This is a genomic window from Defluviimonas sp. SAOS-178_SWC (assembly GCF_039830135.1).
Lineage (GTDB): Bacteria > Pseudomonadota > Alphaproteobacteria > Rhodobacterales > Rhodobacteraceae > Albidovulum.
Window position 1 is genome coordinate 568,334 of the sequence record NZ_CP156081.1, and the last position, 24,732, is coordinate 593,065.

General features: G+C 66.4%; 27 protein-coding genes. 16 read left to right on the forward strand and 11 right to left on the reverse strand.

Annotated features, from left to right (window positions below; genetic code table 11):
* The first annotated feature begins 36 nt into the window (after window positions 1–36).
* The 3 genes from pgsA to V5734_RS03655 are packed head-to-tail and all read left to right on the forward strand — an operon-like array spanning window position 37 to window position 1,391.
* A complete protein-coding gene (pgsA, locus tag V5734_RS03645) occupies window positions 37–702 on the forward strand; it encodes a CDP-diacylglycerol--glycerol-3-phosphate 3-phosphatidyltransferase (protein ID WP_347312156.1) in 666 nt (221 codons plus the stop codon).
* The gene (gene moaD, locus V5734_RS03650) at window positions 699–947 is read left to right on the forward strand and encodes a molybdopterin converting factor subunit 1 (protein ID WP_347312157.1); all 249 of its coding nucleotides are present in this window, start codon (window positions 699–701) and stop codon (window positions 945–947) included. Before pgsA ends, moaD begins: the two co-directional genes overlap by 4 nt.
* 3 nt (window positions 948–950) lie before the next feature.
* On the forward strand, window positions 951–1,391 hold the full coding sequence (locus V5734_RS03655; RefSeq protein ID WP_347312158.1) for a molybdenum cofactor biosynthesis protein MoaE: 441 nt from the start codon (window positions 951–953) through the stop codon (window positions 1,389–1,391).
* A 15-nt stretch (window positions 1,392–1,406) separates the two neighbouring features.
* Here V5734_RS03655 and V5734_RS03660 read toward each other — a convergent pair whose 3' ends face one another.
* From V5734_RS03660 to ubiA, 3 genes are all read right to left on the reverse strand, one after another.
* The gene (locus V5734_RS03660) at window positions 1,407–1,733 is read right to left on the reverse strand and encodes a hypothetical protein (RefSeq protein ID WP_347312159.1); all 327 of its coding nucleotides are present in this window, start codon (window positions 1,731–1,733) and stop codon (window positions 1,407–1,409) included.
* A gap of 63 nt (window positions 1,734–1,796) precedes the next feature.
* On the reverse strand, window positions 1,797–3,773 hold the full coding sequence (locus V5734_RS03665; protein ID WP_347312160.1) for an OmpA family protein: 1,977 nt from the start codon (window positions 3,771–3,773) through the stop codon (window positions 1,797–1,799).
* A gap of 66 nt (window positions 3,774–3,839) precedes the next feature.
* On the reverse strand, window positions 3,840–4,805 hold the full coding sequence (ubiA, locus tag V5734_RS03670) for a 4-hydroxybenzoate octaprenyltransferase (protein ID WP_347312161.1): 966 nt from the start codon (window positions 4,803–4,805) through the stop codon (window positions 3,840–3,842).
* Window positions 4,806–4,817: 12 nt separating this feature from the next.
* On the opposite strand from ubiA, the gene V5734_RS03675 reads away from it, so the two are divergent.
* From V5734_RS03675 to V5734_RS03685, 3 genes are all read left to right on the forward strand, one after another.
* On the forward strand, window positions 4,818–5,555 hold the full coding sequence (locus V5734_RS03675; RefSeq protein WP_347312162.1) for a 16S rRNA (uracil(1498)-N(3))-methyltransferase: 738 nt from the start codon (window positions 4,818–4,820) through the stop codon (window positions 5,553–5,555).
* Window positions 5,552–6,079 carry a hypothetical protein gene (locus tag V5734_RS03680; RefSeq protein ID WP_347312163.1) on the forward strand — a complete coding sequence of 176 codons (528 nt, stop codon included), beginning with the start codon at window positions 5,552–5,554 and terminating at the stop codon, window positions 6,077–6,079. The genes V5734_RS03675 and V5734_RS03680 overlap by 4 nt, the downstream gene beginning before the upstream one ends.
* A 114-nt stretch (window positions 6,080–6,193) precedes the next feature.
* Window positions 6,194–7,564 carry a glutamate--cysteine ligase gene (locus V5734_RS03685; protein WP_347312164.1) on the forward strand — a complete coding sequence of 457 codons (1,371 nt, stop codon included), beginning with the start codon at window positions 6,194–6,196 and terminating at the stop codon, window positions 7,562–7,564.
* Window positions 7,565–7,567: 3 nt separating this feature from the next.
* On the opposite strand, the gene V5734_RS03690 is transcribed toward V5734_RS03685, so the two are convergent.
* From V5734_RS03690 to V5734_RS03715, 6 genes are read right to left on the reverse strand one after another with little or no spacing between them, the layout of a single operon-like run.
* The gene (locus tag V5734_RS03690) at window positions 7,568–7,993 is read right to left on the reverse strand and encodes a DUF805 domain-containing protein (RefSeq protein ID WP_347312165.1); all 426 of its coding nucleotides are present in this window, start codon (window positions 7,991–7,993) and stop codon (window positions 7,568–7,570) included.
* A gap of 59 nt (window positions 7,994–8,052) precedes the next feature.
* On the reverse strand, window positions 8,053–8,316 hold the full coding sequence (locus V5734_RS03695) for a hypothetical protein (RefSeq protein ID WP_347312166.1): 264 nt from the start codon (window positions 8,314–8,316) through the stop codon (window positions 8,053–8,055).
* Complete coding sequence (plsY, locus tag V5734_RS03700) at window positions 8,313–8,921, reverse strand: glycerol-3-phosphate 1-O-acyltransferase PlsY (RefSeq protein WP_347312167.1); 609 nt, start codon at window positions 8,919–8,921, stop codon at window positions 8,313–8,315. The genes V5734_RS03695 and plsY overlap by 4 nt, the downstream gene beginning before the upstream one ends.
* Window positions 8,922–10,214 (reverse strand): dihydroorotase, encoded by a 1,293-nt coding sequence (gene pyrC, locus V5734_RS03705; protein ID WP_347312168.1) that lies wholly within the window; start codon window positions 10,212–10,214, stop codon window positions 8,922–8,924.
* Window positions 10,211–10,675, reverse strand: a complete 465-nt coding sequence (locus V5734_RS03710) for a hypothetical protein (protein WP_347312169.1) — start codon at window positions 10,673–10,675, stop codon at window positions 10,211–10,213. Before V5734_RS03710 ends, pyrC begins: the two co-directional genes overlap by 4 nt.
* Window positions 10,672–11,634: an aspartate carbamoyltransferase catalytic subunit gene (locus V5734_RS03715; protein WP_347312170.1), complete on the reverse strand. Its 963-nt coding sequence runs from the start codon at window positions 11,632–11,634 to the stop codon at window positions 10,672–10,674. Before V5734_RS03715 ends, V5734_RS03710 begins: the two co-directional genes overlap by 4 nt.
* Window positions 11,635–11,742: 108 nt before the next feature.
* Here V5734_RS03715 and V5734_RS03720 point away from each other — a divergent pair, with 108 nt between their 5' ends.
* From V5734_RS03720 to V5734_RS03735, 4 genes are all read left to right on the forward strand, one after another.
* On the forward strand, window positions 11,743–12,528 hold the full coding sequence (locus V5734_RS03720; protein WP_347313565.1) for a uracil-DNA glycosylase: 786 nt from the start codon (window positions 11,743–11,745) through the stop codon (window positions 12,526–12,528).
* A complete protein-coding gene (moaB, locus tag V5734_RS03725; RefSeq protein ID WP_347312171.1) occupies window positions 12,525–13,067 on the forward strand; it encodes a molybdenum cofactor biosynthesis protein B in 543 nt (180 codons plus the stop codon). The genes V5734_RS03720 and moaB overlap by 4 nt, the downstream gene beginning before the upstream one ends.
* Before the next feature lie 85 nt (window positions 13,068–13,152).
* Window positions 13,153–14,622 (forward strand): efflux RND transporter periplasmic adaptor subunit, encoded by a 1,470-nt coding sequence (locus tag V5734_RS03730; RefSeq protein ID WP_347312172.1) that lies wholly within the window; start codon window positions 13,153–13,155, stop codon window positions 14,620–14,622.
* Between the two features lie 3 nt (window positions 14,623–14,625).
* Window positions 14,626–17,985 carry an efflux RND transporter permease subunit gene (locus tag V5734_RS03735; protein WP_347312173.1) on the forward strand — a complete coding sequence of 1,120 codons (3,360 nt, stop codon included), beginning with the start codon at window positions 14,626–14,628 and terminating at the stop codon, window positions 17,983–17,985.
* Here V5734_RS03735 and V5734_RS03740 read toward each other — a convergent pair.
* Window positions 17,967–18,737, reverse strand: coding sequence for a protein-disulfide reductase DsbD domain-containing protein (locus V5734_RS03740; RefSeq protein ID WP_347312174.1), 771 nt, complete (start codon window positions 18,735–18,737; stop codon window positions 17,967–17,969). The two genes, V5734_RS03735 and V5734_RS03740, sit on opposite strands and share 19 nt — an antisense overlap.
* A 175-nt stretch (window positions 18,738–18,912) precedes the next feature.
* On the opposite strand from V5734_RS03740, the gene V5734_RS03745 reads away from it, so the two are divergent.
* Window positions 18,913–19,467: a YqgE/AlgH family protein gene (locus V5734_RS03745; protein ID WP_347312175.1), complete on the forward strand. Its 555-nt coding sequence runs from the start codon at window positions 18,913–18,915 to the stop codon at window positions 19,465–19,467.
* A 37-nt stretch (window positions 19,468–19,504) separates the two neighbouring features.
* On the opposite strand, the gene V5734_RS03750 is transcribed toward V5734_RS03745, so the two are convergent.
* Entirely contained in the window at window positions 19,505–20,455 is a 951-nt protein-coding gene (locus V5734_RS03750) for an L-threonylcarbamoyladenylate synthase (protein ID WP_347312176.1), read from the reverse strand.
* A gap of 125 nt (window positions 20,456–20,580) precedes the next feature.
* Here V5734_RS03750 and V5734_RS03755 point away from each other — a divergent pair, with 125 nt between their 5' ends.
* The 5 genes from V5734_RS03755 (at window position 20,581) to V5734_RS03775 (ending at window position 24,732) form a co-directional block, all read left to right on the forward strand.
* On the forward strand, window positions 20,581–22,272 hold the full coding sequence (locus V5734_RS03755; protein WP_347312177.1) for an acyl-CoA dehydrogenase: 1,692 nt from the start codon (window positions 20,581–20,583) through the stop codon (window positions 22,270–22,272).
* Window positions 22,269–23,330, forward strand: coding sequence for an MBL fold metallo-hydrolase (locus V5734_RS03760; RefSeq protein ID WP_432759659.1), 1,062 nt, complete (start codon window positions 22,269–22,271; stop codon window positions 23,328–23,330). Before V5734_RS03755 ends, V5734_RS03760 begins: the two co-directional genes overlap by 4 nt.
* Window positions 23,327–23,788, forward strand: coding sequence for a DUF6173 family protein (locus V5734_RS03765; protein WP_347312178.1), 462 nt, complete (start codon window positions 23,327–23,329; stop codon window positions 23,786–23,788). The genes V5734_RS03760 and V5734_RS03765 overlap by 4 nt, the downstream gene beginning before the upstream one ends.
* Window positions 23,789–23,951: 163 nt before the next feature.
* Window positions 23,952–24,086: an aa3-type cytochrome c oxidase subunit IV gene (locus V5734_RS03770; RefSeq protein ID WP_347312179.1), complete on the forward strand. Its 135-nt coding sequence runs from the start codon at window positions 23,952–23,954 to the stop codon at window positions 24,084–24,086.
* Between the two features lie 28 nt (window positions 24,087–24,114).
* Window positions 24,115–24,732 carry a hypothetical protein gene (locus tag V5734_RS03775; protein WP_347312180.1) on the forward strand — a complete coding sequence of 206 codons (618 nt, stop codon included), beginning with the start codon at window positions 24,115–24,117 and terminating at the stop codon, window positions 24,730–24,732.

Genomic DNA, 24,732 nt, shown 5'->3' on the forward strand with positions numbered 1-24,732 from the left:
CTTTCCCCGCGTGACGCCATCCGCTACTCATTCGCCATGACTTGGACGATCCCGAATATCCTGACGGTCCTCCGTCTGCTCGCCGCGCCCGGCGTGGCGGTGATGTTCCTCTATTTCCACCGCCCCTGGGCCGACTGGTTCGCGCTGGCGCTCTTCATTTCGGCGGCGATCACCGATTTCTTCGATGGCTACCTTGCCCGGCTCTGGAAACAGGAATCCAAGTTCGGCGCGATGCTCGACCCGATCGCCGACAAGGCTATGGTGGTGATCGCGATCATGGTGATCACGGGCTATTCGGGAATGAACCCGTGGCTCATATTGCCATCCGCCGTGATCCTCTTCCGAGAGGTCTTCGTGTCGGGGCTGCGGGAATTCCTTGGCGCCAAGGCGGGGCTTCTGAAAGTCACGAAGCTCGCCAAATGGAAGACCACGGCGCAGATGGTGGCCATCGCGGTCCTCTTCCTCGGGACCGGGCTTGAGCATCTCGAAGGCATCGCGCGGCGCGGCCTGACCGCCGAGGAATATGCCGATCTGGTCAGTGCCGGCCTTGCCGATCCCTTGCGGTCCTGCGGGGTGCGCGGCTGTTCGTCCTATGCCACCTTCGTCGGACTCGGCTTGATCTGGATCGCCGCAATACTCACCTTCCTCACGGGGTGGGATTATTTCCGCAAGGCTCTGCCATTTCTGAAGGACGAAGGATGATCGAGGTTCTCTATTTCGCCTGGGTGCGTGAACGCATCGGTGTCCCGCGCGAGAAGATCGAGACCGGGGCGGCAACCGTCGGCGACCTCGTCGAAGAGTTGAAGGTGCGGGAGGAACGCTACGCCGCCGCTTTCGCCGATATTTCCGCGCTGCGTGTGGCCATTGATCAGGAACTTGCAGATTTTTCGGCCCCGCTTTCCGGAGCGCGTGAGGTGGCTTTCTTCCCGCCGATGACGGGGGGCTGAGCGATGCGCGTGCGCATCCAGAGCGAACCGTTCGACTACGGCGCGGAATGCGCGGGCTTCGGGCAGGGCGGGCGCGATGTGGGCGCCGTTGTGACCTTCCTTGGCGTCGTGCGCGACGACAGCGGCACGCTCGCCAGGATGGAGATCGAGCACTATCCCGGCATGACCGGGAAGGCGATCACGACGATGGTCGAGGAAGCGATCGCGCGCTGGAACCTCTCCGACGTTCTCGTCATCCATCGCCACGGGCCGCTCGAACCGGGAGAGGCGATCATGATGGTCGCGACCGCCGCGCGGCATCGGGCGGCGGCCTTCGCGGCGGCCGAGTTCCTGATGGACTACCTTAAGTCGCGGGCGCCCTTCTGGAAGAAGGAATTCGGGCCAGACGGCGCCGAATGGGTCGCCGCGAAAGAGGACGATGAGACGGCGCTGAAGCGCTGGTAGCGCGCCCGGGGATCCTCAGCCCTTGTTGATCCGCTCGATGTAGGATCGCAACTCTTCGGCCTCATGCCGGGCATCACGCAAGCCATCCATCGCGGCGCGCAACTCCGCCTGGCTCTGGTTGAGCTGGTTGGTCAGTTCCGCCTCGCGGGTTTCAAGGAAGTTGATCGCCGCGTCGCGCGTTTCTTCCGCATCGTGCAGATCGCGCGCCATCTTTTCCAGTTCGCCCATCTCGGCCTGGGTGACGCGACTTAGCCGGTGCAGGAGCCAGCAGGCAAACCAGCCGAGACCGAAGGCCACGAAGAGGATGATCGCCGTGGCGATGATGAATTCGGTTCTGTTCATGGCCCTGCTTTGGCCTCTCCCTCATCGCCGGTCAAGGGCCGGCACTGCCGTTACGTCCGGCTTTCAGTTCTCGCCGGTCCGTTCGGGCCGGGCTTTCGGTTTCGGCGTGTCGTCATCGGGCGTCTGGACGGTGATTTCGATCTCCGGGTCGCCGGTCATGTCTTCCGCGTCCGCAGGTGTGGCCGCCACTTGCGGTTTCACCAGCCGGAACTCGATCCGCCGGTTCGCCTCTCGGCCTTCCTCGGTATCGTTGTCGGCGATGGGGACGGTTTCGCCGTAGCCTTCGGCAGTGAGGTTGCCGGTCAACACCCGCCGGTTCATCAAGGCGGCAATAACCGCCTGGGCCCGCTCCGTGCTGAGCGCGAGGTTCATTTCCTCGCGGCCCTGGCTATCGGTGTGGCCCCCGACCTCCATCGGGAAGTCCGCGCAGTCCTTCATTCGCTCGGCGATCTTGTCGAGCGTGTCGCGCCCGTCGGCGGTGATCTGGGCCGATCCGGGTTCGAAGTTGATCTTGTGCGCGGCAAGGATGGCATTGATCTCGCCCGCGCATTCCTCGTCGGTCGGCAGGCCGAGCAGGGGGTCGAGCGTTTCGTCGTAGCGGATATTGAGCTCGTAATTCGCCCCTTCGCCCAGCCGGTCGGAGAGAAGCCGCGCGACGGTGTCACTGGCGCTGGTCGAACCGGTGATGCCCGTGATGCGGATGATCTCCGGCCGCACCTGCACGGCACCGTTGTCGAGCTCACCGAGCGCTTCGAGCGCCGCGAGCACCCGGATCGGCCAGCCCATCGGCATGTCGGGGGCGAGGCGTGTCGCGGCATGGACCGAGCCGGAACCAAAGCGCGAGCGGGCGAAACTTTCGACTGCCTCGCGCGAAAGCTCGTCCCCGAGCCGGCCGCGCATGTCGAGCCTGCCGTCGGACGAGAGCGTCGCATTGAACTCCGGAGCGACCGGGGCGGTGGCGACGTCCGATGCCTTGGGCGTCAGCGTGGCATGGAGGGAGAAGACCTCCGGCAGGTTGGATTCCAGTTCCCCGACGACGCGGTCGAACGCCTCCTGGCTGACCGTCTCGGCGGCGATGAGCGAGATGTCCGCATCCGAGAACGTGATCGAGCCGGCCCCGAGTTCCTTCATTGCGGCAAGCCCCATCGTCACCGCGTCGGCCCAGGCGGGCGTGGGCACGCCAAGTCCGATGGTGCAGGCGTTCTTGCGCGTTGCGCCGGCCTCCGTCGCTGCGGCGAGGATGCGGTCGCGGGCGCGGTCGCTGTCGGCGGAGCAGGCATCGAAACGGGCGCCGTTCTCGTCGATGAGAAAGCGCAAGGTAAAGGGTGTGATGACCGGCCGCGGCGCGGAAATGTCGAGCGCGAGGTGAATGCCCTTTGGCGCCTTGCGGCTCAGGTCGGATTCAAGCCGGGCCTTTTCCGCCGGGCTGTCGGAAATCGCGGTGATCGACACTTTGTCGGCGGAGATGGAGATCTTTGCCCGAGGCAGACTGGCAAGCGCCTTGATGCCATAGCCGAGCGCCTCCTGCCAGCCGGCCGGCACCGGATGATCGGCCGCTTCCAGCATGTCCGTCACGCTGCCGTCGCCGGCGAGCTTGGTCAGGTCTTCGACGATCTTCTCGCGTCCATCGCCGGCCGGGACCAGGCCGATCAGGGAAATGCCGTCGCCGTTGCGCAGGATCTCGATGGTGAAGTCGGGGGCCTTGAGGGCGGCGGGGTCGACCACATCCATCGCGTCGATCACGCGGTCGGAATCGACGATGGTGCCCGCGACCGAAAGGGCACGAAATCTGGCGGCCTCGGTCGGTGCGGTTCCGGCAAGCTCCACCTGAAGCCCGTCTGTCGTGACTTCGGCCCAGGTGTGGCCCGCTTCCGCCAGCGCAGCGGCGATCCCCTCGGCGGACCGGCGCTCGACAACCCCGGCGGCCCAGGTCGCCGTGACCAGGCTGAGCGCCCCAGCGATCAGGAACGCGAAGGGGCCAATCGCCGTGAGAGGTATGCTTCGGGGCAGGCGCAGGGTCTTGAGAAGGGGCAGACGCATCAGGCAGCGGACTTTCGCCGGAAGAGGAACGCGACCTTCCTTAAGCGCCCCGGCATGGCGGATCAATCAAAGGAAAGCCGCGGCGGCAAGAAACAGCGCAGCAAGAAGGCCGGTGTCGCGATTGCTTCGGAAAAGCGTGAGGCATCCGGCCGGATCATCAATATCCAGACGCCGCATCTGCCACAGAAGGTGCCAGCCCATCGCCCAGGGCGCGGCGAGCGCAAGCGCGAGCTTGAGCGGCCCCGCCGCCGGAAGGAGTGCCAGGAGAATCGCCGCCGACATGAGCGTGACGGCGAGAATCAGGAACAGGCCAAGCCACTTCCCCGTCGCCGCGCCAAAGAGCCGCGCGGTGGATTTCACCCCGATCAGGACGTCGTCTTCTTTGTCCTGATGGGCATAGATCGTGTCGTAGAAAAGCGTCCAGGCGATGCCCGCAGCATAGAGAACGACACTCGCCGCGCTCACCGTTCCGGAATGCGCGGCATAGGCGAGGATCGCGCCCCAGTTGAACGCGAGCCCGAGAAAGAGCTGCGGCCACCAGGTGAAGCGCTTGGCGAAGGGATAGATGGCGACGAGGCCGAGCGAGGAAAGACCGAGAAGGACCGTCACCCAGTTGTAGGACAGAAGCACCGCCCCCGCGATCACCATCTGCGCCAGCATCCAGACCACCGCCTGCCGCACCGTGACCTGCCCCGACGGAATCGGCCGTGACCGCGTGCGGGCGACAGCGGCGTCGAAGTCGCGGTCGGTGATGTCGTTCCATGTGCAGCCGGCCCCGCGCATCAGCCAGGCACCGACGGCACAGCCGAGCGCGATCCAGACGTCCCAGCCGCGCCAACCGCTCTCCGCCGCGGCAAGCGCCACACCCCACCAGCAGGGCAGCAGCAGGAGCCAGGTCCCGATCGGCCGGTCGGCCCGGCTGAGCCGCAGATAGGGCCGCGCCATTTCGGGGGCATAGCGATCGACCCAGTTTCCCCGAACGGCGTCGGCAACCCGACCTTCGGGCTCTGGCGTTCCGGCGTTCGGGCTCATAAGTTCGGCCTCATGGCGATGGCGAAGATCAGGCTCTGTGTAGACCATGCGCTCGGGGCGGGGCAATCGCTTCCCCTGACCGAGGCGCAGGCGCATTATCTTTTCGGGGTGATGCGCGAGGGTGTCGGGAGCAGAGTTCTGGTCTTCAACGGCCGCGATGGCGAATGGCTGGCCGAGGTCGTGGAGGCAGGAAAGCGCAAGGGCGTGTTGACCGGCCTTGAGCAGACGCGGGTGCAATCGGCGCCGCCCGATCTCTGGCTTCTTTTCGCGCCCGTGAAGAAGGCGCGGACCGATTTCATCGTCGAGAAAGCGGTGGAACTGGGCGTGGCGCGCCTTCTGCCGGTATCGACCGATTTCACCAATTCCGAGCGCCTCCGCCGCGACAAGGCCGAGGCGCATGTGCGCGAGGCGGCGGAGCAGTGCGGGGCGCTTCATCTGCCGGAGGTCGACGACGTGGCGCCGCTGTCAAAGGTGCTCGCCGGTTGGGATCCTGAACGCGGCATCCTCTGGGCCGACGAGGCGCAGGCGGGCGACGGGGTGTCGCCAGCGGGACTTCTTTCCGGATTGGCCTCCGGACCTTGGGCGATCCTTATCGGCCCGGAAGGCGGCTTTTCCGATGCCGAACGGGATCGGCTTCGCGCGCTGCCGTTTGTCAAGTCGATAACGCTCGGTCCCCGGATCCTGCGGGCCGAGACGGCCGCGCTTGCGGCCCTGACACTATGGCAGGCGCATCTTGGTGACTGGCGGTGAGCAGCAACGTCAAATTTCTGCGCCCCGAAGTGGCGGCCTGGCTGGCCCGATGGAGCGAGGTGATCGCCGCCGCCGCGGTGATGGCGGCCGGTATGTGGCTCGTCCGTCTTGGTGGCTGGCTTCTGGTAACGCTTGGGGCGGCGATCGTCATCCTCGCCCTCGCCTGGGTCATGATCGCGCTCCGGCGCCTCCGGTTCCTGCGCGGTGTCGCCGCGCCCGGCGTGGTCGAGGTCGACGAAGGCCAGATCGGTTATTTCGGCCCCTCGTTCGGCGGTTTCGTCGCGCTTGCCGATCTTTCCGAAGTGCGTCTGGCCGAGCTTTATGGCAAACGGCACTGGCGGCTCAAGACCACGGCGGGCGAGGTGCTTATGGTTCCGGTGGATGCGGCGGGGGCCGAGAAACTGTACGACGCGTTTGCCGCGCTTCCCGGAATCGACATGGCCCGTCTGACGGCGGCGCTCGACCACGGGGCAGAAACGCTGCCGCTGTGGCGCCGACCGTCGGCGTCCCTTGCGCGGGACTGACCGATCACGAAATGTCATGACCCCGCGCCGACATTCCCGGCACCACAGGCTTGACTTGCGCAGGCCGCCGTTTCAGGTCAAACCCTCCGAACGCGGCAGAGATCGAGGTCCTTCATGTCCATTCCCCAATCCGGCGGCGGCCCGATCGAGCGGTTCGAGCAGCTTGCAGAATACATGGAAAGCGGCTGCAAGCCGAAGGACGACTGGCGCATCGGCACCGAGCACGAGAAGTTCGGCTATTGCAAGGATACGCTCCTGCCGCTGCCCTACGATGGGCCGCGTTCGATCCGGGCCATGCTCGAAGGCTTGCAGCAGCGCTTCGGCTGGGAGCCCGTCTTCGAGCAGGACCATATCATCGGCCTTACCCACGGTGGCGCCAATATCAGCCTGGAACCCGGCGGACAGCTTGAGCTTTCCGGCGCGCCGCTGGAGACGATCCACCAGACCTGCGACGAGGTGAACGAGCACTTGCGCGAAGTGCGCGAGGTGGCGGACCGGATCGGCGTGCGGTTCATCGGGCTCGGCGCGGCGCCGGTCTGGACGCATGAGCAGATGCCGCTCATGCCCAAGGGCCGTTACAAGCTGATGAACGACTACATGACCAAGGTCGGCACGCACGGCACCCAGATGATGCGCCGGACCTGCACGGTGCAGGTCAACCTCGACTTCGCGTCGGAGGCGGACATGGTCAAGAAGATGCGCGTGGCGCTGGCCCTGCAGCCGGTGGCGACCGCGCTTTTCGCCAATTCGCCCTTCTTCGAGGGCAAGCCGAACGGCATGAAAAGCTGGCGGAGCCGGATCTGGCGCAGCCTGGACGACAGCCGCACCGGCATGTTGCCCTTCGTCTTCGAGGACGGCATGGGGTTCCAGCGCTATGTCGACTATGTTCTCGATGTTCCGATGTATTTCGTCTACCGCGACGGCAAGTACATCAACGCGCTCGGCCAGAGCTTCCGCGACTTCCTCAAGGGCGAACTGCCGGCCCTGCCGGGCGAGAAGCCGACGCTGTCGGACTGGGCCGATCACATGACGACGGTCTTCCCCGAAGCCCGGGTGAAGAAATACATCGAGATGCGCGGCGCCGACGGCGGCCCGTGGCGTCGGCTCTGCGCGCTCCCCGCCCTGTGGGTCGGCCTTCTCTACGACCAATCCGCGCTCGATGCGGCCTGGGATCTGGTCAAGGGCTGGGACGCTGAAACCCGCGAGGCGTTGCGCGTCGCGGCGTCCATCGACGCACTTCAGGCCGAGACTCACGGCGTCAACATGCTCGACCTCGCGCGCGAGACGGTGAAGATCGCCGAAGCGGGGCTCAGGGCGCGCGCCCGTCCGGGCGCAGGCGGCATGGTCCCGGACGAGACGCATTTCCTCAATGCGCTGCAGGAAAGCGTCGAAACCGGCATGGCCCCCGCCGACGAGCTTTTGGCGAAGTATCACGGCGAATGGCACGGCGACCTCGACCGCATCTACGCCGAATACAGCTACTGACCATTAGCGCCGGGGAACGCGCGGCACCGAGCTTTCGGTCGCCTCCCCGCCCGCCATCGGATCCGGGCCGTATTCGTTCGGCCCCTTGTCGCCCTCGGTCGCGTACCACCAGATCAGGACGAGGAACCCGACGATCGGGATGAGGATCAGCAATAGCCACCAGCCGGACCTTCCGGTGTCGTGCAACCGCCGCGCGGCCACTGCGAGGGACGGCAGAAGGATGGCGAGCGAGAAGAGCCCCGACAACGGCTGGCCGCCGCCGCCCATCATCCCGTGGCCGAAGCCGAAGATGATCCCGTCGACGATATTCAGGACGATATTGCCGGCGAAGTTGAAAAGCGCGAACCACCAGAACTCCGCCCGCCGGGCCCGGCCCGAAAACGTGGCGTACTTCGAAAAACAGGTGCGGACGGCGGTTGAGATATCCATGATCGGCTCCTCGCTGTTCCGGGGAAAGCCTCTCGCGGCCCGGGCGGTTTGTAAAGGGGTCAGGCCGGTCCGCGCCGCAGGCCCGTGACGAAGGCGCGGACCTTCGCCTCGGCCATTTCACACGGTTTCAGTTTGTCGCCCTCATCCAGGCGGTAGTGATTGAGGCTGATGTAATCGCGTCCGCCCAACTCCTGCGCTACCAGCTTGACGCTGCGTCCACCCGTGAACACGGTCTTTTCGATCCGGTAGCGGCGGCCATCGAACCACCCTTCGCTATAGCCCTCCGGGATCGCGTCCAGCGCGGCCCGGAACACGCCCGTCACTTCTTGCCGCCGATCCTTGGCTCGGTTCCCGCCTTCAGCCGTTCGATGTTCGGCAGGTGCCGCCAGAAGACCAGGGTGGCGAGGATCACGATCAGGATCACCATGTCGCCGTGGCCGAGGAACCCCGCCCAGATCGCCGCAAGCGCAGCCGAGACGAGCGCCGAGAGCGAGGAGATGCGGCTGATGAGCGCGGTCAAGAGCCAGGTCGCGCAGGCGGCGAGGCCGACGGGGAAGGCCAGTGCGAGGAGCGTGCCGAGGAAGGTCGCAACCCCCTTGCCGCCCTTGAAGCCCAGCCAGACCGGGAAGATATGGCCGAGAAAGGCGGCAAGCCCCGCAAGCTGTGCCGCATCCTCGCCCGCCACCGCTCGGGCGATCAGTACCGCCCCCGCCCCCTTGCCGCCGTCGAGGATCAGCGTCGCCAGCGCGGCGGGCTTGTTCCCGGTCCGCAGCACGTTGGTTGCACCGATATTGCCGGACCCGATCTGGCGCAGGTCGCCGAGCCCCATCACCTTTGTGACGAGGACGCCGAAGGGGATCGAGCCGAGCAAATAGCCCAGCACGCCCGTCAGGATCAGGACCACGGCACCGCTTGCAAGCTCCGGCATCTACGCCTCCGCGCTGAACACTTGTGTGCCGCCGACCCAGGTCGCCAGCACCTTGCCCTCCATCCGCTGCCCGTCGAAGGGCGTGTTCTTCGATTTCGACCGCAGCTTGAAGCGGTCGAGCACGAAGGGCGCGTCGGGATCGAAGAGGACAAGGTCGGCCGGCGCGCCCTCCGCGAGGCGCCCCTGCGGCAGGCCCAGGCGTTTCGCTGGGTTGAGCGCCATCGCCCGGAAGAGCTGCGGCAGCGTCAGATGACCGGCATGGTAAAGCCGCATCGCCGCGGGAAGGAAGGTTTCGAGCGCAACGGCGCCCGAGGCGGCGTCCTCGAAGGGCAGGCGCTTCGATTCCTCGTCCTGCGGCGTGTGCATGGAGGATATGATGTCGATCAGGCCCAGGGCGACGGCCTCCACCGCCGCCAGCCGGTCGTCTTCCGACCGCAACGGCGGCTTGACCTTGAAGAAGGTGCGGTAGTCGCCGACGTCGAACTCGTTCAGCGTGAGGTGATGGATCGACGTTCCCGCTGTCACGTCGAAGCCGTTGGCCTTGGCGCGTTCGAGGGGCGGCAGGGCGCGGGCGGTGGTGATCTGGTCGAAGTGGTATTTCACCCCGGTCATCTCGACCATTCCCATGTCGCGGTCGAAGCCGATGCGTTCGGCCATGGGGGGCACGCCGGGCAGGCCGCGCAGGGAGGCGAACTTGCCGGAGGTCGTGGCGGCGCCCGCCGACAGGATCGGTTCCTGCGGATGGCCCATGACGAGGGCGTTCAGCGATTTCGCATAGCTCAGCGCGCGGGACAGCACCTTGGTGTTGCTAACCACATGATCGCAGTCGGTGAACGCGATGGCGCCGGCATCGAGGAGGAACCCGATCTCGGTCATCTCGCGCCCCTCGCGGCCCTTGGTCAAGGCGGCCATGTGGAGGATGCGGACGGGCGAGGCCTCGGCGGCGCGTCTTGTAACGAATTCGAGCGTCTCGGGGTTGTCGATGGCCGGATTCGTGTCGGGCCGCGCTATGATCGTCGTGACGCCGCCGGCGGCGGCGGCGAGACCGGCGGAGCGGAACGATTCCTTGTGCCGCTCGCCGGGTTCGCCGATCTTGACGCCGAGATCGACGATGCCGGGGGCGAGGCGCTTGCCCTGACAGTCGATGACCTTCCCTGCAGGGAAGGAGTCAGCCTTTTCAAATGGTTGCGTTAAGACTTCGGCAATCTTTCCGTCGGCGATGACAAGCGCGCCGAGGGTTTCGGTCAGCGCCTCGGGGTCGATCAGGCGGGCGTTGGTGAGGAGGGTGGTCATGTGTGTTCTTGTTTCACCAAATCGAGCAAGCTTGCTTCGTCATTTTTGGAGAGGATCATGGAAAGGATTTGCTTCCGTGTCTCCCGATTGCGAACGATTGTGGGCCGTCTTGGTGCGACCTGAACCTCGGCGTCACGATATGAAATGGCTGATAACTTCGGTGCCCGAAGCCAAGGCGCGAAATGGAGGGTAATCAGGCGCCGGTTGGTAGCGCAGTAGTGGTTTTGGACGAACATCATAGCCGCCGCAAGAATCGCAAAGAAGGTTGCAGCCCAGGGTCCCATCGCTGCCGCGATGCGTCCCTTCGACGATCCATCGTGGATACCGCTGGCGACACCCAATAGAACGGAAATGCCGGCGAATAACATGATCCAGAGGGGCAGCATGTTTGCTTTCGCGCTCCAGACAACGGTTTCTCCGTCCTCAAGCCACGGCGACCAATCGAACTCTCCGCGCTTCACACCATCACCCCCACAGCCTGCCGCCCCCGCTCGGCCCGCAGGTTCCGGGCCAGCAGGTCCATGCAGGCCATCCGCACCGCGACGCCCATTTCGACCTGATCCTGAATGACGGAGCGGTTGATGTCGTCGGCCAGTTCCCCGTCGATCTCCACCCCCCGGTTCATCGGGCCGGGATGCATGACGATGGCGTCCTCTTTCGCATGGGTGAGCTTCTCGGCATCTAGGCCGTAGCGGTGGTAATATTCCCGCTCCGACGGGATGAAGCCGCCGTCCATGCGTTCGCGCTGCAAGCGCAGCATCATCACGACATCGGCATCCCGAAGCCCCTCACGCATGTCCTCATAGACCTCGCAGCCAAGGTCCGTGACGCCCGAGGGCATCAGTGTCGGCGGGCCGATCAGGCGGATGCGGTTTTCCATCTTGCCGAGCAGGATCAGGTTCGACCGGGCCACGCGGCTGTGGGCAATGTCGCCGCAGATCGCCACGGTCAGGCGCTGGATGCGGCCCTTCGCCCGGCGGATCGTCAGCGCGTCCAATAGCGCCTGCGTCGGGTGTTCGTGCCGCCCGTCGCCCGCATTCAGGACCGCGCAGTTCACCTTCTGCGCCAGAAGATCCACTGCGCCGGAGGCCGGGTGGCGCACCACCAGAAGATCCGGGTGCATCGCGTTCAGCGTCAGCGCGGTGTCGATCAGCGTCTCGCCCTTCTTCACGCTCGAATGCTGCATCGCCATGTTCATCACGTCAGCGCCGAGCCGCTTGCCGGCAAGCTCGAACGACGCCTGCGTCCGGGTCGAGGCCTCGAAGAACATGTTGATCTGGGTCATGCCCTTCAGCGCGTCGGAATGCTTGACCGTGCGCTGGTTCAGCTCGACGTACGTTTCCGAGAGGTCGAGGACGGTGCGAATCTCTTCCGGGGCCAGATGTTCGATCCCGAGAAGGTGACGCGCGCGGAATGTCATTCAGGCCTCCGGTCCCCGTTTCGCCCGCTTATGGCAAAAGGACGCGGCGCGGGCAACGGCGAATGCGGGCGCTTGCCCCGGCCGGGACGGGGGCCTAGCTTGGCGGGCATGGACTCGGGCCTTCAACATATGGATTTCCACGCCGCGAAGGCGCTGCTGGAATGGCAGATGGAGCTTGGCGCCGACGAGCCCATCGGCGAGGTGCCCGTCAACCGCTACGAGGTCGCGGCCGAGGCGCCGAAACCCGTCGCCGAGGCGGTGGCGCAGCCACTCGACGAGGCGTCCCCCGACCCGGTCGAGGCGGCAAAGGCCGCCGCAGAAGGGGCGCCCAGCCTCGAGGCTCTGGCGGCCGCGCAATCGGCCTACGACTTCTGCGAGCTGAAGAAGGGTGCGCGCAACTTCGTCTTCGCCGACGGCAACCCGCAGGCGCGGGTGATGATAATTGGCGAGGCACCAGGTCGCGATGAGGATCTCGAAGGCCGGCCCTTCGTGGGGCGGGCGGGGCAGCTTCTCGACCGGATGTTCGCGGCGATCGGTCTCGCGCGCACCGCCCATCATGCCGACGAGGCGCTCTACATCACCAACGTGATGCCCTGGCGGCCGCCGTCGAACCGCGACCCGGAACCGGCAGAGATCGCGATGATGTTGCCGTTCCTCAAGCGGCACGTGGATCTCATGGACCCCAAGGTGATCGTGCTGATGGGCAATACCCCCTGCGCTGCCGCACTCGGCAAGCGCGGCATCCTGCGATTGCGCGGCAACTGGACCGAGGCATTTGGCCACCCCGCGATGCCGATGACCCATCCCGCCTATCTCCTGCGCAACCCGGCGGCCAAGCGCGAGGCCTGGGCGGATCTGCTGGAAATCAAGGCCCGCCTGAAGGATCAAGCATGAGCCGTATCGACGAGAGCAAGGAATTCATCCCCGTCCGCATCGCCGTTCTCACGGTGTCGGATACGCGCAGCCTTGCAGAGGACCGGTCCGGCGACACGCTCGTCGCGCGGATCGAGGAGGCCGGGCACCATCTGGCCCACCGGGCGATCCTGCCCGACGAGCGCGCGGAAATCGCCGCACAGCTCAGGAAATGGATCGCCGATCCCGAGGTGGACGTGATCCTGTCCACGGGCGGCACCGGCCTGACCGGTCGTGACGTCACGGTCGAGGCGCATCGTGACGTCTACGAGAAGGAGATCGAGGCATTCGGAACCGTCTTCACTATCGTCTCGATGCAAAAGATCGGGACATCGGCGGTGCAATCTCGTGCCTGCGGAGGTGTGGCGGGCGGCACTTACCTCTTCGCGCTGCCGGGAAGCCCAGGTGCTTGCAAGGATGCCTGGGACGAGATCCTGAAATGGCAGTTCGACTATCGCCACCGCCCCTGCAATTTCGTCGAGATCATGCCGCGTCTCGATGAGCATCTGAGACGGAAGTAACGCCCTCGTGCGTTGAATCCTTTGCGCTTGGAGGAAAGGCCGGCGGCGACTAGAATTGCCCTCGGACAATAACTGATCGGATTATATGCGTTTTCTGACCCGCAGCCTTCTCGGCTTGTTCCTGCTGGCGCTGACCTTGGCGTTGCTGGCGGTGGGCGGAGTCACGCTGAAATCCGCGTTCGACATCCGCAACGCCGATACCGGCCCGTCGCGGCCTGCCGAGGAGCGGGCCTTTACAGCGCGCGTGGTGACGCTTTCGCCCGATCGGATCGCGCCGGTCATGACCGCGTTCGGCGAGGTGCGAAGCCGCCGGCAGCTTGAACTTCGCGCCGCCGCCGCCGGCCCGATCGTCGAACTCACGCCGGAATTCGCCGACGGAACGGCGGTCGAGGCGGGCCAGCTTCTGGTCCGGATCGACCCGGCCGACGCGCAATCCGCGCTCGATCTCGCGCGGACCGGGATGCGTGAGGCCGAGGCCGAGATGCGCGACGCCGAGCGCGCGCTGGGCCTTGCCCACGACGACCTCGCCGCCGCCCAGGTGCAGGAGGCTCTGCGCGCCCAGGCGCTGGAACGGCAGAAGGGGATTGCCGGGCGCGGGCTTGGCACCGCTGCCGATCTCGAAGCGGCGGAGCTGGCCATGTCGAATGCAAGTCAGGGCGTCGTGTCACGACGTCAGGCCCTGGCGCAGGCAGAGGCGCGTGTCGAAAAGGCGGTGACGGCGCTCGACCGGCAGGGATTGACCGTTGCGGATGCCGAGAGGCGTCTGGCCGAGACGGAGCTACGGGCGGAGTTTTCCGGTGTGCTGTCCGGCGTGACGGCCGTGGCCGGTGGCCTTGTCGCCAAGACCGAGAAGCTCGGTGAGCTTATCGACCCCGAAGCGCTCGAAGTCGCGTTTCGCGTATCGACGGCCCAGTATGCGCGCCTGATCGACGGCGGCGGGCGGCTGAAACCGCTGCCGGTCAAGGCGGCGGTCGATGTCCTCGGGGCCGAACTGACGGCGCGCGGCAGCCTCGCCCGTGTCGATGCGGCGGTGGGCGCGGGGTTGAGCGGGCGGCTCGTCTTCGCGACCCTCGACACCGCGCGGGGATTCCGGCCGGGCGATTTTGTGACGCTCGAAATCGCCGAACCGCCCCTCGACGGGGTGGCTCTGATCCCGGCGCGGGCGGTCGGGTCGGACGGGACGCTCCTGGTTCTTGGCCCGGGCGACCGGCTGGAATCCGCGCCGGCCGAGGTGTTGCGGCGACAGGGCGACGACGTGATCGTGCGTGTCGGCGCGCTGGCCGGGCGGGAGATCGTGGTCGAACGCACCTCGCTTCTTGGCGCGGGCATCCTCGTGCGGCCGGTTCGCGGCAACGGGGCAGCACTCGCCGAGGGGACGGAGCATCACGCGACCCTCGTCGATCTGACGCCGGAACGCCGCGCGGCGCTCATCGCCTTCGTCGAAGGCAGCGGTGCGATGCCGGAAGAGGCGAAGAGCCGGGTGCTGGCCCAGTTGCGCGAAGAGCGTGTGCCGGCGGAAATCGTCAGCCGTATCGAAGCCCGGATGGGGGGCTAGACGATGCAAGGACGGCGTGACCGGTTCGCCGCGGCGGGGGGGATCCTCTCCTACTTCACGCGACACGCAACGGCGGCCAACCTCGTCCTCGTATTGTTCATCGTGGCGGGCCTTTCCGCCCTGCCGCGCATGCGGGCGCAGTATTTTCCCGACGTCGTGATGCAGGAGATCAACGTCTCGGTCGTATGGGAAGGCGCCGGTGCCGAGGATGTCGACCGCGGCATCGTCCAGCTTCTCGAACCCGGCCTGCTTGCCGTCGAAGGCGTTGAAACCACGACCTCGACCGCGCGCGAGGGGCGGGCCAACATTTCCCTCGATTTCGAACCCGGCTGGGACATGGGCCGCGCGGTCGACGAGGTCGAGGCCGCCGTCGCCGCCGTCACCAACCTGCCGGAGGAGGCGGAGCAGCCTGACGTCATCCGCCGCGCCTGGCGCGACCGGGTGACGGACATGATCATCACCGGACCGGTTGCCCCGGACCAGCTTCTCCGGATCGCCGACGAATTCCTCGCGCGGCTGTTCCAGGCCGGTGTGACCCGAGCCACGATCGAAGGGTTGACGGCCGCCGAGGTCACCATCGAAGTGTCGATGGTCGAACTCATGCGCCATGACCTGACGCTGGCCGAGATCGCCGACCGCGTCGCGGCAGAAACCGAGGCCGATCCGGCGGGCGAGGTTGCCGACGGGTCCGCCCGGCTGAGGACCGGCAGCGAACGCCGCACACCCGCAGCTCTCGCCCGGATCGTCCTCAGGTCGGAACCCGACGGAACGACACTCACCCTCGGCGACGTGGCCCGCATTTCCGATACTGGCGGTACCGGCGAACACACCTATTTCGTCGGCGACAACCCTGCCATCGCCCTGCGCGCCGACCGTTCGGCGGAAGGCGACGCCATCGCCATCCAGCGCAAGGTCGAGGCTGTGGCCGCCGAGATGCGGCCGACGCTGCCGGCAGGCGTCAGCATCGACATGATCCGTGTCCGGTCCGAGGATATCACCGCCCGGCTCGACATCCTGCTCACCAACGGCGCGATGGGGCTTGGCCTGGTCGTGGCGCTTCTGTTCCTGTTCCTGAACGCGCGAACGGCGTTCTGGGTGGCGGCGGGAATTCCGGTCGCGATGCTGGCGGCCGTCGCGCTGATGCATGCCTTCGGCCTGACGTTCAACATGTTCTCGCTCTTTGCGCTGATCCTGACGCTCGGCATTGTCGTCGATGACGCGATCGTGGTCGGCGAACATACCGATTTTCGGGTCCGCAAACTTGGCGAGCCGCCCTTCACGGCGGCCGAGACGGCCGTGCGCCATATGGCGGCGCCGGTTTTTTCCTCGACCATAACGACGATCATCGCCTTCCTCGGCCTGATGACGATCACCGGGCGGTTCGGCGATCTCATCAAGGATATCCCCTTCACCGTCACGGTGGTCCTTGCCGCCTCGCTTCTCGAATGTTTCCTCATCCTGCCGAACCACATGGCCCATGCGCTGTCGAAAACCGCGCGGGGGCATTGGTACGACGCGCCGAGCCGGTTCATGAACCGTGGGCTGGGATGGGTCCGCGACCGGCTTGTGCGGCCGCTGACGCGTTGGGTGATCGTCGCCCGCTACCCCGTTCTGGCCGGGGTGCTGGCGCTTCTGGCCTACGAAGCCGGGCTCTTCATTCGCGGGGACGTGCAATGGCGCTTCTTCAACTCGCCCGAACAGCCCTCCATCACCGGCAACTTCACCATGCTCGCGGGCGCGACCCGCGACGACACCGTCGAGGTGATGAAAGGGCTTCAGGATGCCACCGAGAAGGTCGCGGCCCGGTTCCGCGATGAATACGGGGTCGAGCCGCTGTCCTACGTTATCACCGAGGTGGGCGCGAACGCCTACCGACCCCTTGCGAGTGCGGAGGGCAAGGACGGCGACCTTCTGGGCGCGATCTCGGTCGAACTGACCGATCCCGATCTTCGCCCCTGGTCGAGTTCCGAGTTCGTGACGGCTTTGCAGGAAGCCGCGCCCAATCATCCCTTCCTCGAAGAACTGTCGTTCCGCGGCTGGCGCCACGGTCCGGCGGGCGAGGCGCTCGACGTCCAGCTTTTCGGGGCAGAGGCCGCCACGCTGAAGGCGGCGGCGGAGGCGCTGAAACGTGCGCTGGCGCCGTTCCCGGAAGTGTCGGCGCTGGAGGACAGCCTGCCTTACGACAAGGATGAACTGATCCTCGACCTCACGCCGCAGGGCCGCGCGCTCGGCTTCACGGTGGAGGGGTTAGGCCGCGAACTCAGGGCGCGGCTCAGCGGCATCAAGGCGGCGAGCTTCCCCGATGGCAGCCGCAACGTGGACGTTCGGGTTGAACTGCCGGCGTCCGACCTCACCGCCGATTTCCTCGACCGGATGCTGATGCGCACCGCGTTGGGCGGATATGTGCCGCTATCCGATATCGTCACCGTCACCTCGCGCAGCGGCTTTTCGACGATCCGGCGCGAGAACGGGTTGCGTGTCGTCTCCGTCACCGGCGACATTGCCGAGGACGATGCGGAGCGGGCGACGGCAATTCTGACCGCGCTCGACCGTGATATCCTGCCCCGGATCGCCGAGGATTACGGCGTCGGCTATCATCTGGCCGGGTTGAGCGAGCAGGAGGACACGTTCCTCAGCGACGCGCTGATCGGGCTGATGGCGGCACTGGCCGGCATCTATGCGGTGCTCGCCTGGATCTTTTCAAGCTGGACTCGGCCCGTGGTCGTCATGGCGGTGATCCCCTTCGGCCTGATCGGCGCGATCCACGGCCATGCGGCCTGGGACATGCCCTTGTCGATGTTTTCCGTCGTCGGGCTGATCGGCATGTCGGGGATCATCATCAATGACGCGATCGTTCTGATCAGCACGGTCGACGACTATTCCGACCGCCGCGCGCTGATCCCGGCGATCGTCGACGCGGTCGCGGACCGTTTGCGTCCGGTGATGCTGACCACGGCGACCACGGTTCTCGGGCTCGCGCCGCTTCTCTACGAAAGCTCGCGTCAGGCCCAGTTCCTGAAACCCACGGTCATCACGCTGTGCTACGGTCTCGGCTTCGGGATGGTGCTTGTGCTTCTCGTGGTGCCGGCGCTTCTGGTGGTGCAGAAGGATGTCGCCCGGCAGCTTTCCGCGTTCAGGCGGGCGGTGCGACTCGGTCGACTTAAGCCGCTGATCGGCGCTGCCTCGCTTGCGCTGGCCGTGCTCTTCGCCGTTCTCCTCGGGCCGGCGCTATTGTCGGGGGAGGGCATCGCCGCAGCGCTTGGCCGCTTTGCTTTGGCCGCAGCGCTCCTGCTTCTGGCGATCTGGGCCGTGGCGGCGGCGCGTCTGGCGAGGAAGGCGCGGTCTCAGCCGGTGCAGCCCTGAACTTCGACCACCCGGCCCGAACCGCCGAAAACCGTGATGCGGACGGTGGACCGGTCGAGGGCGAAGGGTTTCGCGTCCGACGGCACCAGATCGGCGGTGGCGCTGAGGTCTTCGCCGGACCGGCGCGTGTCGGCCTGCGAGACCCAGATGCTCTGATCCGCCAGTTCCACGACCGCGAATTCGTCCGGTCCGACCTGGGGCAGGGTGAGAAGCGATGTCAGCCTCAACCCGTCCCGGATCGGTTCGGCCGCGCAGCGCGATGCCGAGAGCCCGGCCTTCCGCCCTTCTTCCGGCATCCGGCCGAGCGAGGCGAGGATCACCGGATCGGGCTTCGCCGTCCGGCCGAGATCGGCGGCAACGTCCACGGTCACCGGCACGCAGATCTCCTCGCAGACGCCAAGGTCGATCCGGGCTGTCACCGAAACCGGCCGGTTCGCGTCGGCCGGTCTGATTTCGATGGGCAGCACGAGTTCATGAAGATAGCCGATGATCCGCAATCCATTCAGGTCGAAAACCTCCGGCTTCGGCCAATGGAATGTGACGCCGCCGACGTTTTCGGACCCGTTCCAGTCGAAGTGCGGTGGAATCCCGCCCTCGCCCGGCGCGCGCCAATAGGTCTTCCAGCCGGGCGCGAGGTCCAGCCGCAGCGCCGCCATCTGCGTCCCGGCCTCGGTCCGCCAGCCTTCGAGCAAGGTCGCGTGGACGATATCGGACGGCAGTCCCTGCGCCGCGGCCGGGAGCGCTGCACTCAACGCGACAATCATGCCGGTCGCGGCGGTTCTGAGCGTTCTGGATCTCATTCCGGTCAAACTAGGCCGTCAGCCGCCGAATGGAAGTCACAACCTTGCCACTCACGAAGAGTTTTGTCGTGGCAGGCCCTTGCACGCCCCGTCTTCGCGGCCGATCTTGGGGAAAGGAGGTGCTGACATGAACCTCAGTGGCAAGCTTCTGATCGCGATGCCCGGGATGGGCGATCCCCGCTTCGATCATAGCGTCGTCTTCATGTGCGCCCATTCCGATGACGGGGCGATGGGGCTGATCGTCAACAAGCCGGCGCCGGACCTGTCTTTCGATCAGCTCCAGGAGCAGCTTGGTATCGCCAAGACCGACCGCTCGCAGGAGATAAGGGTGCATTTCGGGGGGCCGGTCGAACATTCGCGGGGCTTCGTCCTGCACTCGGCCGATTACGGCGGGGCCGGGACCACCCTGAAGGTCGACGACCGCTTCGGGATGACCGCGACGATCGATATCCTTGAAGCGATCTCGCAAGGGCGGGGGCCGCAATCGTCGCTCCTCGCGCTCGGTTATGCGGGGTGGGGGCCGGGGCAGCTTGAGGACGAGATCCTCCAGAACGGCTGGCTGACCTGTGATGCGGCGCCGGATCTGGTCTTCTCGGACCAGAACGAGCGGAAATGGAGCCGTGCGCTGAAGACCCTCGGGATCGACCCGCTGACTCTCTCGGCGGCGGCGGGGCGCGCCTGACAGCGGAACGCCGCACAGCAGGGCGGATCAATGCCCCTCAAGCCACCGGACGCGGCGCGGCGGCCCGGCGCAGGCGGTCGTTGATCGCGCGCCCGAGCCCACGGTCGGGGATCGGCGAAACCGAGATCGGACCCTTTGCCCGTAGATCGGCCTCACGGAGATAGTGAAAGAGGTTGGCGGCCGCTTCGACCAGATCGCCTGTGGGCGACAGGTTGAGATCGGCCCCACCCGCCTCCGGTCCAAACCCGATCCAGAAGGCGCCGCGCTCCGGCGCGGCAACGTCGAGCCGCACCGGCGCCGACGGCGCGTAATGCGAGGCAAGCTGGCCGGGCGCGTTCGGGCGTTCGTTGTCGCCACCCGTTTCCAGACGGTGACCGAGACAATCCTCGAGCGCTTCGGCGGGAATGCCGCCGGGACGCAGGAGCGCCGCGCCATCGGTCAGACCGAGAATCGTCGATTCGACCCCGACCGCGCAGGTGCCGCCATCGACCACTGCCGCGATCCGGCCGGAAAGCCCGGCCATCACATGACCCGCCCGCGTCGGGCTGACCTTTCCTGAAGGGTTGGCCGACGGCGCCGCGAGAGGGCCGCCGAACGCATGCAGGAGCGCCTGCGCCACCGGATGCGCCGGCACCCGGACTGCCACCGACGGCAGATCCGCGGTAACGAGCGGCGAGAGCCGCGCTGAGGGTCGGAGCGGCAGGACGAGCGTCAGCGGCCCCGGCCAGAAGGCGGAGGCCACCCGCTCGGCCCTGTCGTCGAAGATCGCGACCGCGCGGGCCGCGTCCAGCTCGGCGACATGCACGATCAGCGGATTGAAGCGCGGACGCCCTTTCGCCTCGAAGATTCGCGCCACTGCGGTGTCGGAACGCGCATCGCCGCCAAGGCCGTAGACGGTCTCGGTTGGGAAGGCGACAAGTGCGCCCTCACGAAGGAGCCGCGCGGCTTCGGCGATGCCGGTTTCGGTGGCGTTCAGCAGTTCGGTCACACATCCTCCGGTTTCGTGACGCAGCGTTCGGGTTGAAGGGGGCTGACCTTGCGGCAAATCTGCCTAATGGAATAAGTGAATACGCGCCGGGCCAGGGTTTGCCAAGGCGAGACGGAGGAAGGTCCATGCCCTATCGCGCCCCGCTTGCAGATATTCGGTTCATTCTCGACGAGGTCGTTCCGCTTGCGACCGTCGCCGCGACCGAACGGTTTGCCGAGGCGGTGCCGGATCTGGCCGAGGCGGTGCTGACCGAGGCGGCGAAGCTTTGCGACACGGTCATGGCGCCGGTGCAGCGCGCGGGCGACCTGACGCCGGCGAAGCTGGAAAACGGCGTGGTCCGCGCCTCTCCCGGCTTTGGCGAGGCGTTCAAGGCCATCGCCGAGGGTGGTTGGGTCGCCGTTTCGGCCCCGGTTGAGCATGGCGGCATGGGCCTGCCGCAGACACTGAACATGGCGATCAACGACATGATGTCGGGAGCCTGCCTCGCTTTGCAGCTCAATCCGCTGCTGACCCAGGGCCAGATCGAGGCGCTCGATCACCATGCGACCGATGATCTGAAAGCACTCTACATGCCGAAGCTGATTTCCGGCGATTGGGCGGGCACGATGAACCTGACCGAATCGCAGGCCGGCAGCGATGTCGGCGCGCTGCGCACGAAGGCCGAGCCGAACGGCGACGGCACCTATGCGATCTCGGGCCAGAAGATCTTCATCTCCTGGGGCGACAGCGACGTGACCGGGAATATCTGCCACCTCGTCCTTGCGCGCCTGCCGGGCGCGGCGGCCGGCACCAAGGGGATCAGCCTCTTCCTCGTGCCGAAATTCATCCCTGACGCGGATGGCAACCCCGGTGTCCGCAATGGCGTCAATGTCGTCAGCCTCGAACACAAGCTCGGCCTGCACGGCTCGCCCACCTGCGTGATGGAATACGACAAGGCCAAGGGCTGGCTCGTCGGCGAGGAGCACAAGGGCATGGCGGCGATGTTCACGATGATGAACAACGCCCGTCTTGGCGTGGCGATGCAGGGCATCGGCGTGGCCGAGGCGGCCTGTCAGGCGGCGGTGGACTATGCGGCCGAGCGCAAGCAGATGGGCGCGATCATCGACCATGCCGATGTGCGCCGGATGCTCGTGACGATGAAGGCCGAGGTCTTCGCAGCCCGCTGCATCGCGCTGGCCTGTGCCACCGCAACCGACATGACGACGGCGACCGGAGAGGACGACTGGCGCGCGCGCGCCGCATTCCTCACGCCGATCGCCAAGGCCTATGGCACCGACACCGGCATCGCGGTGTCCGAGATGGCGATGCAGGTTTACGGCGGCATGGGCTATGTCGAGGAAACCGGCGTCGCGCAGTTTTACCGCGATGTCCGCGTGACGGCGATCTACGAGGGCACCAACGGCATCCAGGCGATGGACCTTGTCGGCCGCAAGATGGCCGATGGCGGCGAGGCCGCCTACCGTATCCTCGAAGAGATCGAAGCCGGGGCCGAGGCAGCGCGCGGCACCCTTCCGCAGCTTGCCGGCGATGTCTGGTCGGCGGCGGAGACGTTGCGCGAAACGACGGAATGGCTGGTCGGGCAGGGCGCTCAGGACAGGTTCGCGGGGGCGGTTGCCTATCTGCGCGCCTTCGCCCGCGTCCTTGGTGCGCATTACCATCTGCGCGCCGCGATGGCCGAAGGCGGCGACGGGCCGCGTACGGCCTTGGCCCGGGTTTACATCCGCCGCCTTCTACCGCTCTACGCCGCCCATCTGGCGGAGGCACGCGAAGGGGCCGAGGGTGTCTTTGCGCTGACACCCGAGGCGCTGGTCTCGTGAAGGACGCGCCGGTCGACACGGCGGGGGCGGGGGGCGGCATCCGCTATCCCCATGCCACCGCTCCGGAACCCGGCGAGGCGGTCGAAGTCGCGGAGGGTGTCCTCTGGCTGCGCCTGCCGCTGCCGATGGCGCTCGACCACGTCAATGTCTATGCGCTAAACGATGGCGACGGCTGGACGCTCGTTGATACCGGGCTCGACACCCGGCGGGCGCGGGAGTTGTGGGCGGCGATTCTGACTGGCCCGCTCGCCGGAAAGTCGGTGCGGCGGGTCGTCGTGACGCATTACCATCCCGACCATATCGGTCTCGCCGGCTGGTTTCAGACGTGGGGCGCGGAACTTGTGACGACGCGCACCTCGTGGCTTTTCGCGCGGATGCTGGTCCTGGACGAGCAGCCGGTGCCGGTGACGGAGACGCTCGAATTCTGGCGCCGCGCCGGGATGGACCCCGCGCTTTTCGCCAAGCGCGCGGCCGAGCGGCCGTTCAACTTCTGCGATACCGTGTCCCCCCTGCCGCTCGGCTATACCCGGATCGGCGAGGGCGACCGCCTTCGCATCGGTGGGCGCGACTGGGTGGTGCGGATCGGCCACGGCCACGCGCCCGAACACGCGACCCTCTGGGAGGATGGTGGCGATCTGGTTCTGGGGGGCGATCAGCTCCTGCCCTCGATCTCGGCCAATCTCGGTGTCTACGCGACCGAACCGGACGCGGACCCGGTGCGGGACTGGATCGACAGCTGCGGGGCGTTCCGGCCCCATGCGCGCGACGGCCAATTGGTCCTGCCCGGCCACAAGCTGCCATTCACGGGCCTTCCGCTGCGGCTGAACCAGATGATCGAGAACCATACCGGCGCGCTCGTCCGGCTTGAGGCGCATCTGGCCCGGCCGCGCACGGCGGCGGAGTGTTTCCCGCCGCTCTTCAAGCGGCCGATCGGCGAGGCGGAATACGGCCTTGCGCTGGTCGAGGCGGTTGCGCATCTCAACCATCTTCTCCATCGTGGCCGGGTGGCGCGCGAGCGCCGGGAGGATGGAGCCTGGCTTTGGCGGACGACGAGTTGACCGATCTGATCCACACCTCGGCCGAGGTTCACGAGGCCTCCGCGATGCCTTGCGCGCGCGTCATCCATGCCGATCCCGACGCGCCGCGCACGGCAGAGTTGGAGCCGCTGCCCGAAGGCATCTCGGGCGAGCCGATCGAGGCGAAAAGCCCGGCGCAGTGGGCCTATGAACGGCTGATCCTCTACATCAAGAATTTCGAAAGCCAGCTCGACAACGAACACGAGGTGGCAATGGGGTTCACCGGGGGTGATGCCGGTGTCTTGCGGATCGAGGGGATCGGATATTTCGATCCCGACATCGTCACCTTCTATGGCCGCGACGAGGACGGCGCCCGCACCCAGCTGATCCAGCATGTGTCGCAACTCTCTGTCATGCTGCGGGCGATGCCGAAAGCGCCGGAAGTGGAGGAGCCGCGTCGGATCGGTTTCCGGCTGGCCGCCGATCTCGACCGCAAGTGACGATGCGTCGGTGTCTCTGAACGGGTTGAAAAGGCGCGTTTTCATCGTCGCAAGGGCGCCGTCGCAATTTGGCACCGGGGCGGAGCCCAATCTCTTCCGGGGGTCGTGACAGGGCCGCATGAATCGGCTATTCGGGCTGAAACGCAGGTATGGGAGCGGACGCATGGCGGAACACAAGCATGGAAGCATGGACATCAAGGTCCAGGAAAAGACCTTCGAGGGCTTCGTCCGCATGGCGACCTGGGGTGCCGTCATCGCGATAGGCATCCTGATCTTCATGGCGCTCGCCAACGCCTAATCGCCCCCTACGGGAGATGAAATCGCCCATGCGTCGGCTTGCCTTCAGCCTTGCGATCACCCTTGCGCTGGCCGCCTGCGGTGCGGAGCCGATCTGGGCGCCCGACGAAGCCGTCGCGCGCGCCCGTTACGTGAGCGGCGAACGGCCGTCGATCACGCTTTACACGGTTGTGCGCAAGAGTGGCAACGAAGGCGCGCATTCCGGTCTGATGATCGACGGCAGCCAGCGTGTGATGTTCGATCCGGCCGGCACCTGGCATCACCCGACGGTGCCGGAGAGGAACGACCTGCACTACGGCATCACCGAGCGGATGCGGAAGTTCTACATCGACTACCACGCCCGCGAGACCTACGATGTGGTCGAGCACAAGATATATGTCAGCCCCGAGGTTGCCGAGTTGGCGATCCGCCGCGCGGAGGCCTACGGCGCTGTCAACAAGGCGTTCTGCGGCAATTCGGTGAGCGATATCCTGAAGGGCCTGCCGGGCTTCGAGACCGTGCCGCGCACGTTCTTCCCGAACAAGATCATGAACGCCTTCGCCAAGCTGCCCGGGGTCACCACCAAGATTCATCATGATGGCGATCCGGACAACAATTCCGGCGTTCTCATGGTGCAGGCCAGTTTCGGAAACCAGAGCGGCTACTAG

Coding starts and splice junctions, on each gene's coding strand:
- V5734_RS03690 (WP_347312165.1), bottom strand. CDS start 7,993: ATGGATATCTCAACCGCCGTCCGCACCTGTTTTTCGAAGTACGCCACG.
- moaB (WP_347312171.1), top strand. CDS start 12,525: ATGAGCCGTATCGACGAGAGCAAGGAATTCATCCCCGTCCGCATCGCC.
- V5734_RS03675 (WP_347312162.1), top strand. CDS start 4,818: ATGGCGATGGCGAAGATCAGGCTCTGTGTAGACCATGCGCTCGGGGCG.
- V5734_RS03655 (WP_347312158.1), top strand. CDS start 951: ATGCGCGTGCGCATCCAGAGCGAACCGTTCGACTACGGCGCGGAATGC.
- V5734_RS03665 (WP_347312160.1), bottom strand. CDS start 3,773: ATGCGTCTGCCCCTTCTCAAGACCCTGCGCCTGCCCCGAAGCATACCT.
- V5734_RS03735 (WP_347312173.1), top strand. CDS start 14,626: ATGCAAGGACGGCGTGACCGGTTCGCCGCGGCGGGGGGGATCCTCTCC.
- V5734_RS03715 (WP_347312170.1), bottom strand. CDS start 11,634: ATGACATTCCGCGCGCGTCACCTTCTCGGGATCGAACATCTGGCCCCG.
- V5734_RS03775 (WP_347312180.1), top strand. CDS start 24,115: ATGCGTCGGCTTGCCTTCAGCCTTGCGATCACCCTTGCGCTGGCCGCC.
- ubiA (WP_347312161.1), bottom strand. CDS start 4,805: ATGAGCCCGAACGCCGGAACGCCAGAGCCCGAAGGTCGGGTTGCCGAC.
- V5734_RS03755 (WP_347312177.1), top strand. CDS start 20,581: ATGCCCTATCGCGCCCCGCTTGCAGATATTCGGTTCATTCTCGACGAG.
- V5734_RS03745 (WP_347312175.1), top strand. CDS start 18,913: ATGAACCTCAGTGGCAAGCTTCTGATCGCGATGCCCGGGATGGGCGAT.
- plsY (WP_347312167.1), bottom strand. CDS start 8,921: ATGCCGGAGCTTGCAAGCGGTGCCGTGGTCCTGATCCTGACGGGCGTG.
- pgsA (WP_347312156.1), top strand. CDS start 37: ATGACTTGGACGATCCCGAATATCCTGACGGTCCTCCGTCTGCTCGCC.
- moaD (WP_347312157.1), top strand. CDS start 699: ATGATCGAGGTTCTCTATTTCGCCTGGGTGCGTGAACGCATCGGTGTC.
- V5734_RS03720 (WP_347313565.1), top strand. CDS start 11,743: ATGGACTCGGGCCTTCAACATATGGATTTCCACGCCGCGAAGGCGCTG.
- V5734_RS03770 (WP_347312179.1), top strand. CDS start 23,952: ATGGCGGAACACAAGCATGGAAGCATGGACATCAAGGTCCAGGAAAAG.
- V5734_RS03660 (WP_347312159.1), bottom strand. CDS start 1,733: ATGAACAGAACCGAATTCATCATCGCCACGGCGATCATCCTCTTCGTG.
- V5734_RS03730 (WP_347312172.1), top strand. CDS start 13,153: ATGCGTTTTCTGACCCGCAGCCTTCTCGGCTTGTTCCTGCTGGCGCTG.
- V5734_RS03685 (WP_347312164.1), top strand. CDS start 6,194: ATGTCCATTCCCCAATCCGGCGGCGGCCCGATCGAGCGGTTCGAGCAG.
- pyrC (WP_347312168.1), bottom strand. CDS start 10,214: ATGACCACCCTCCTCACCAACGCCCGCCTGATCGACCCCGAGGCGCTG.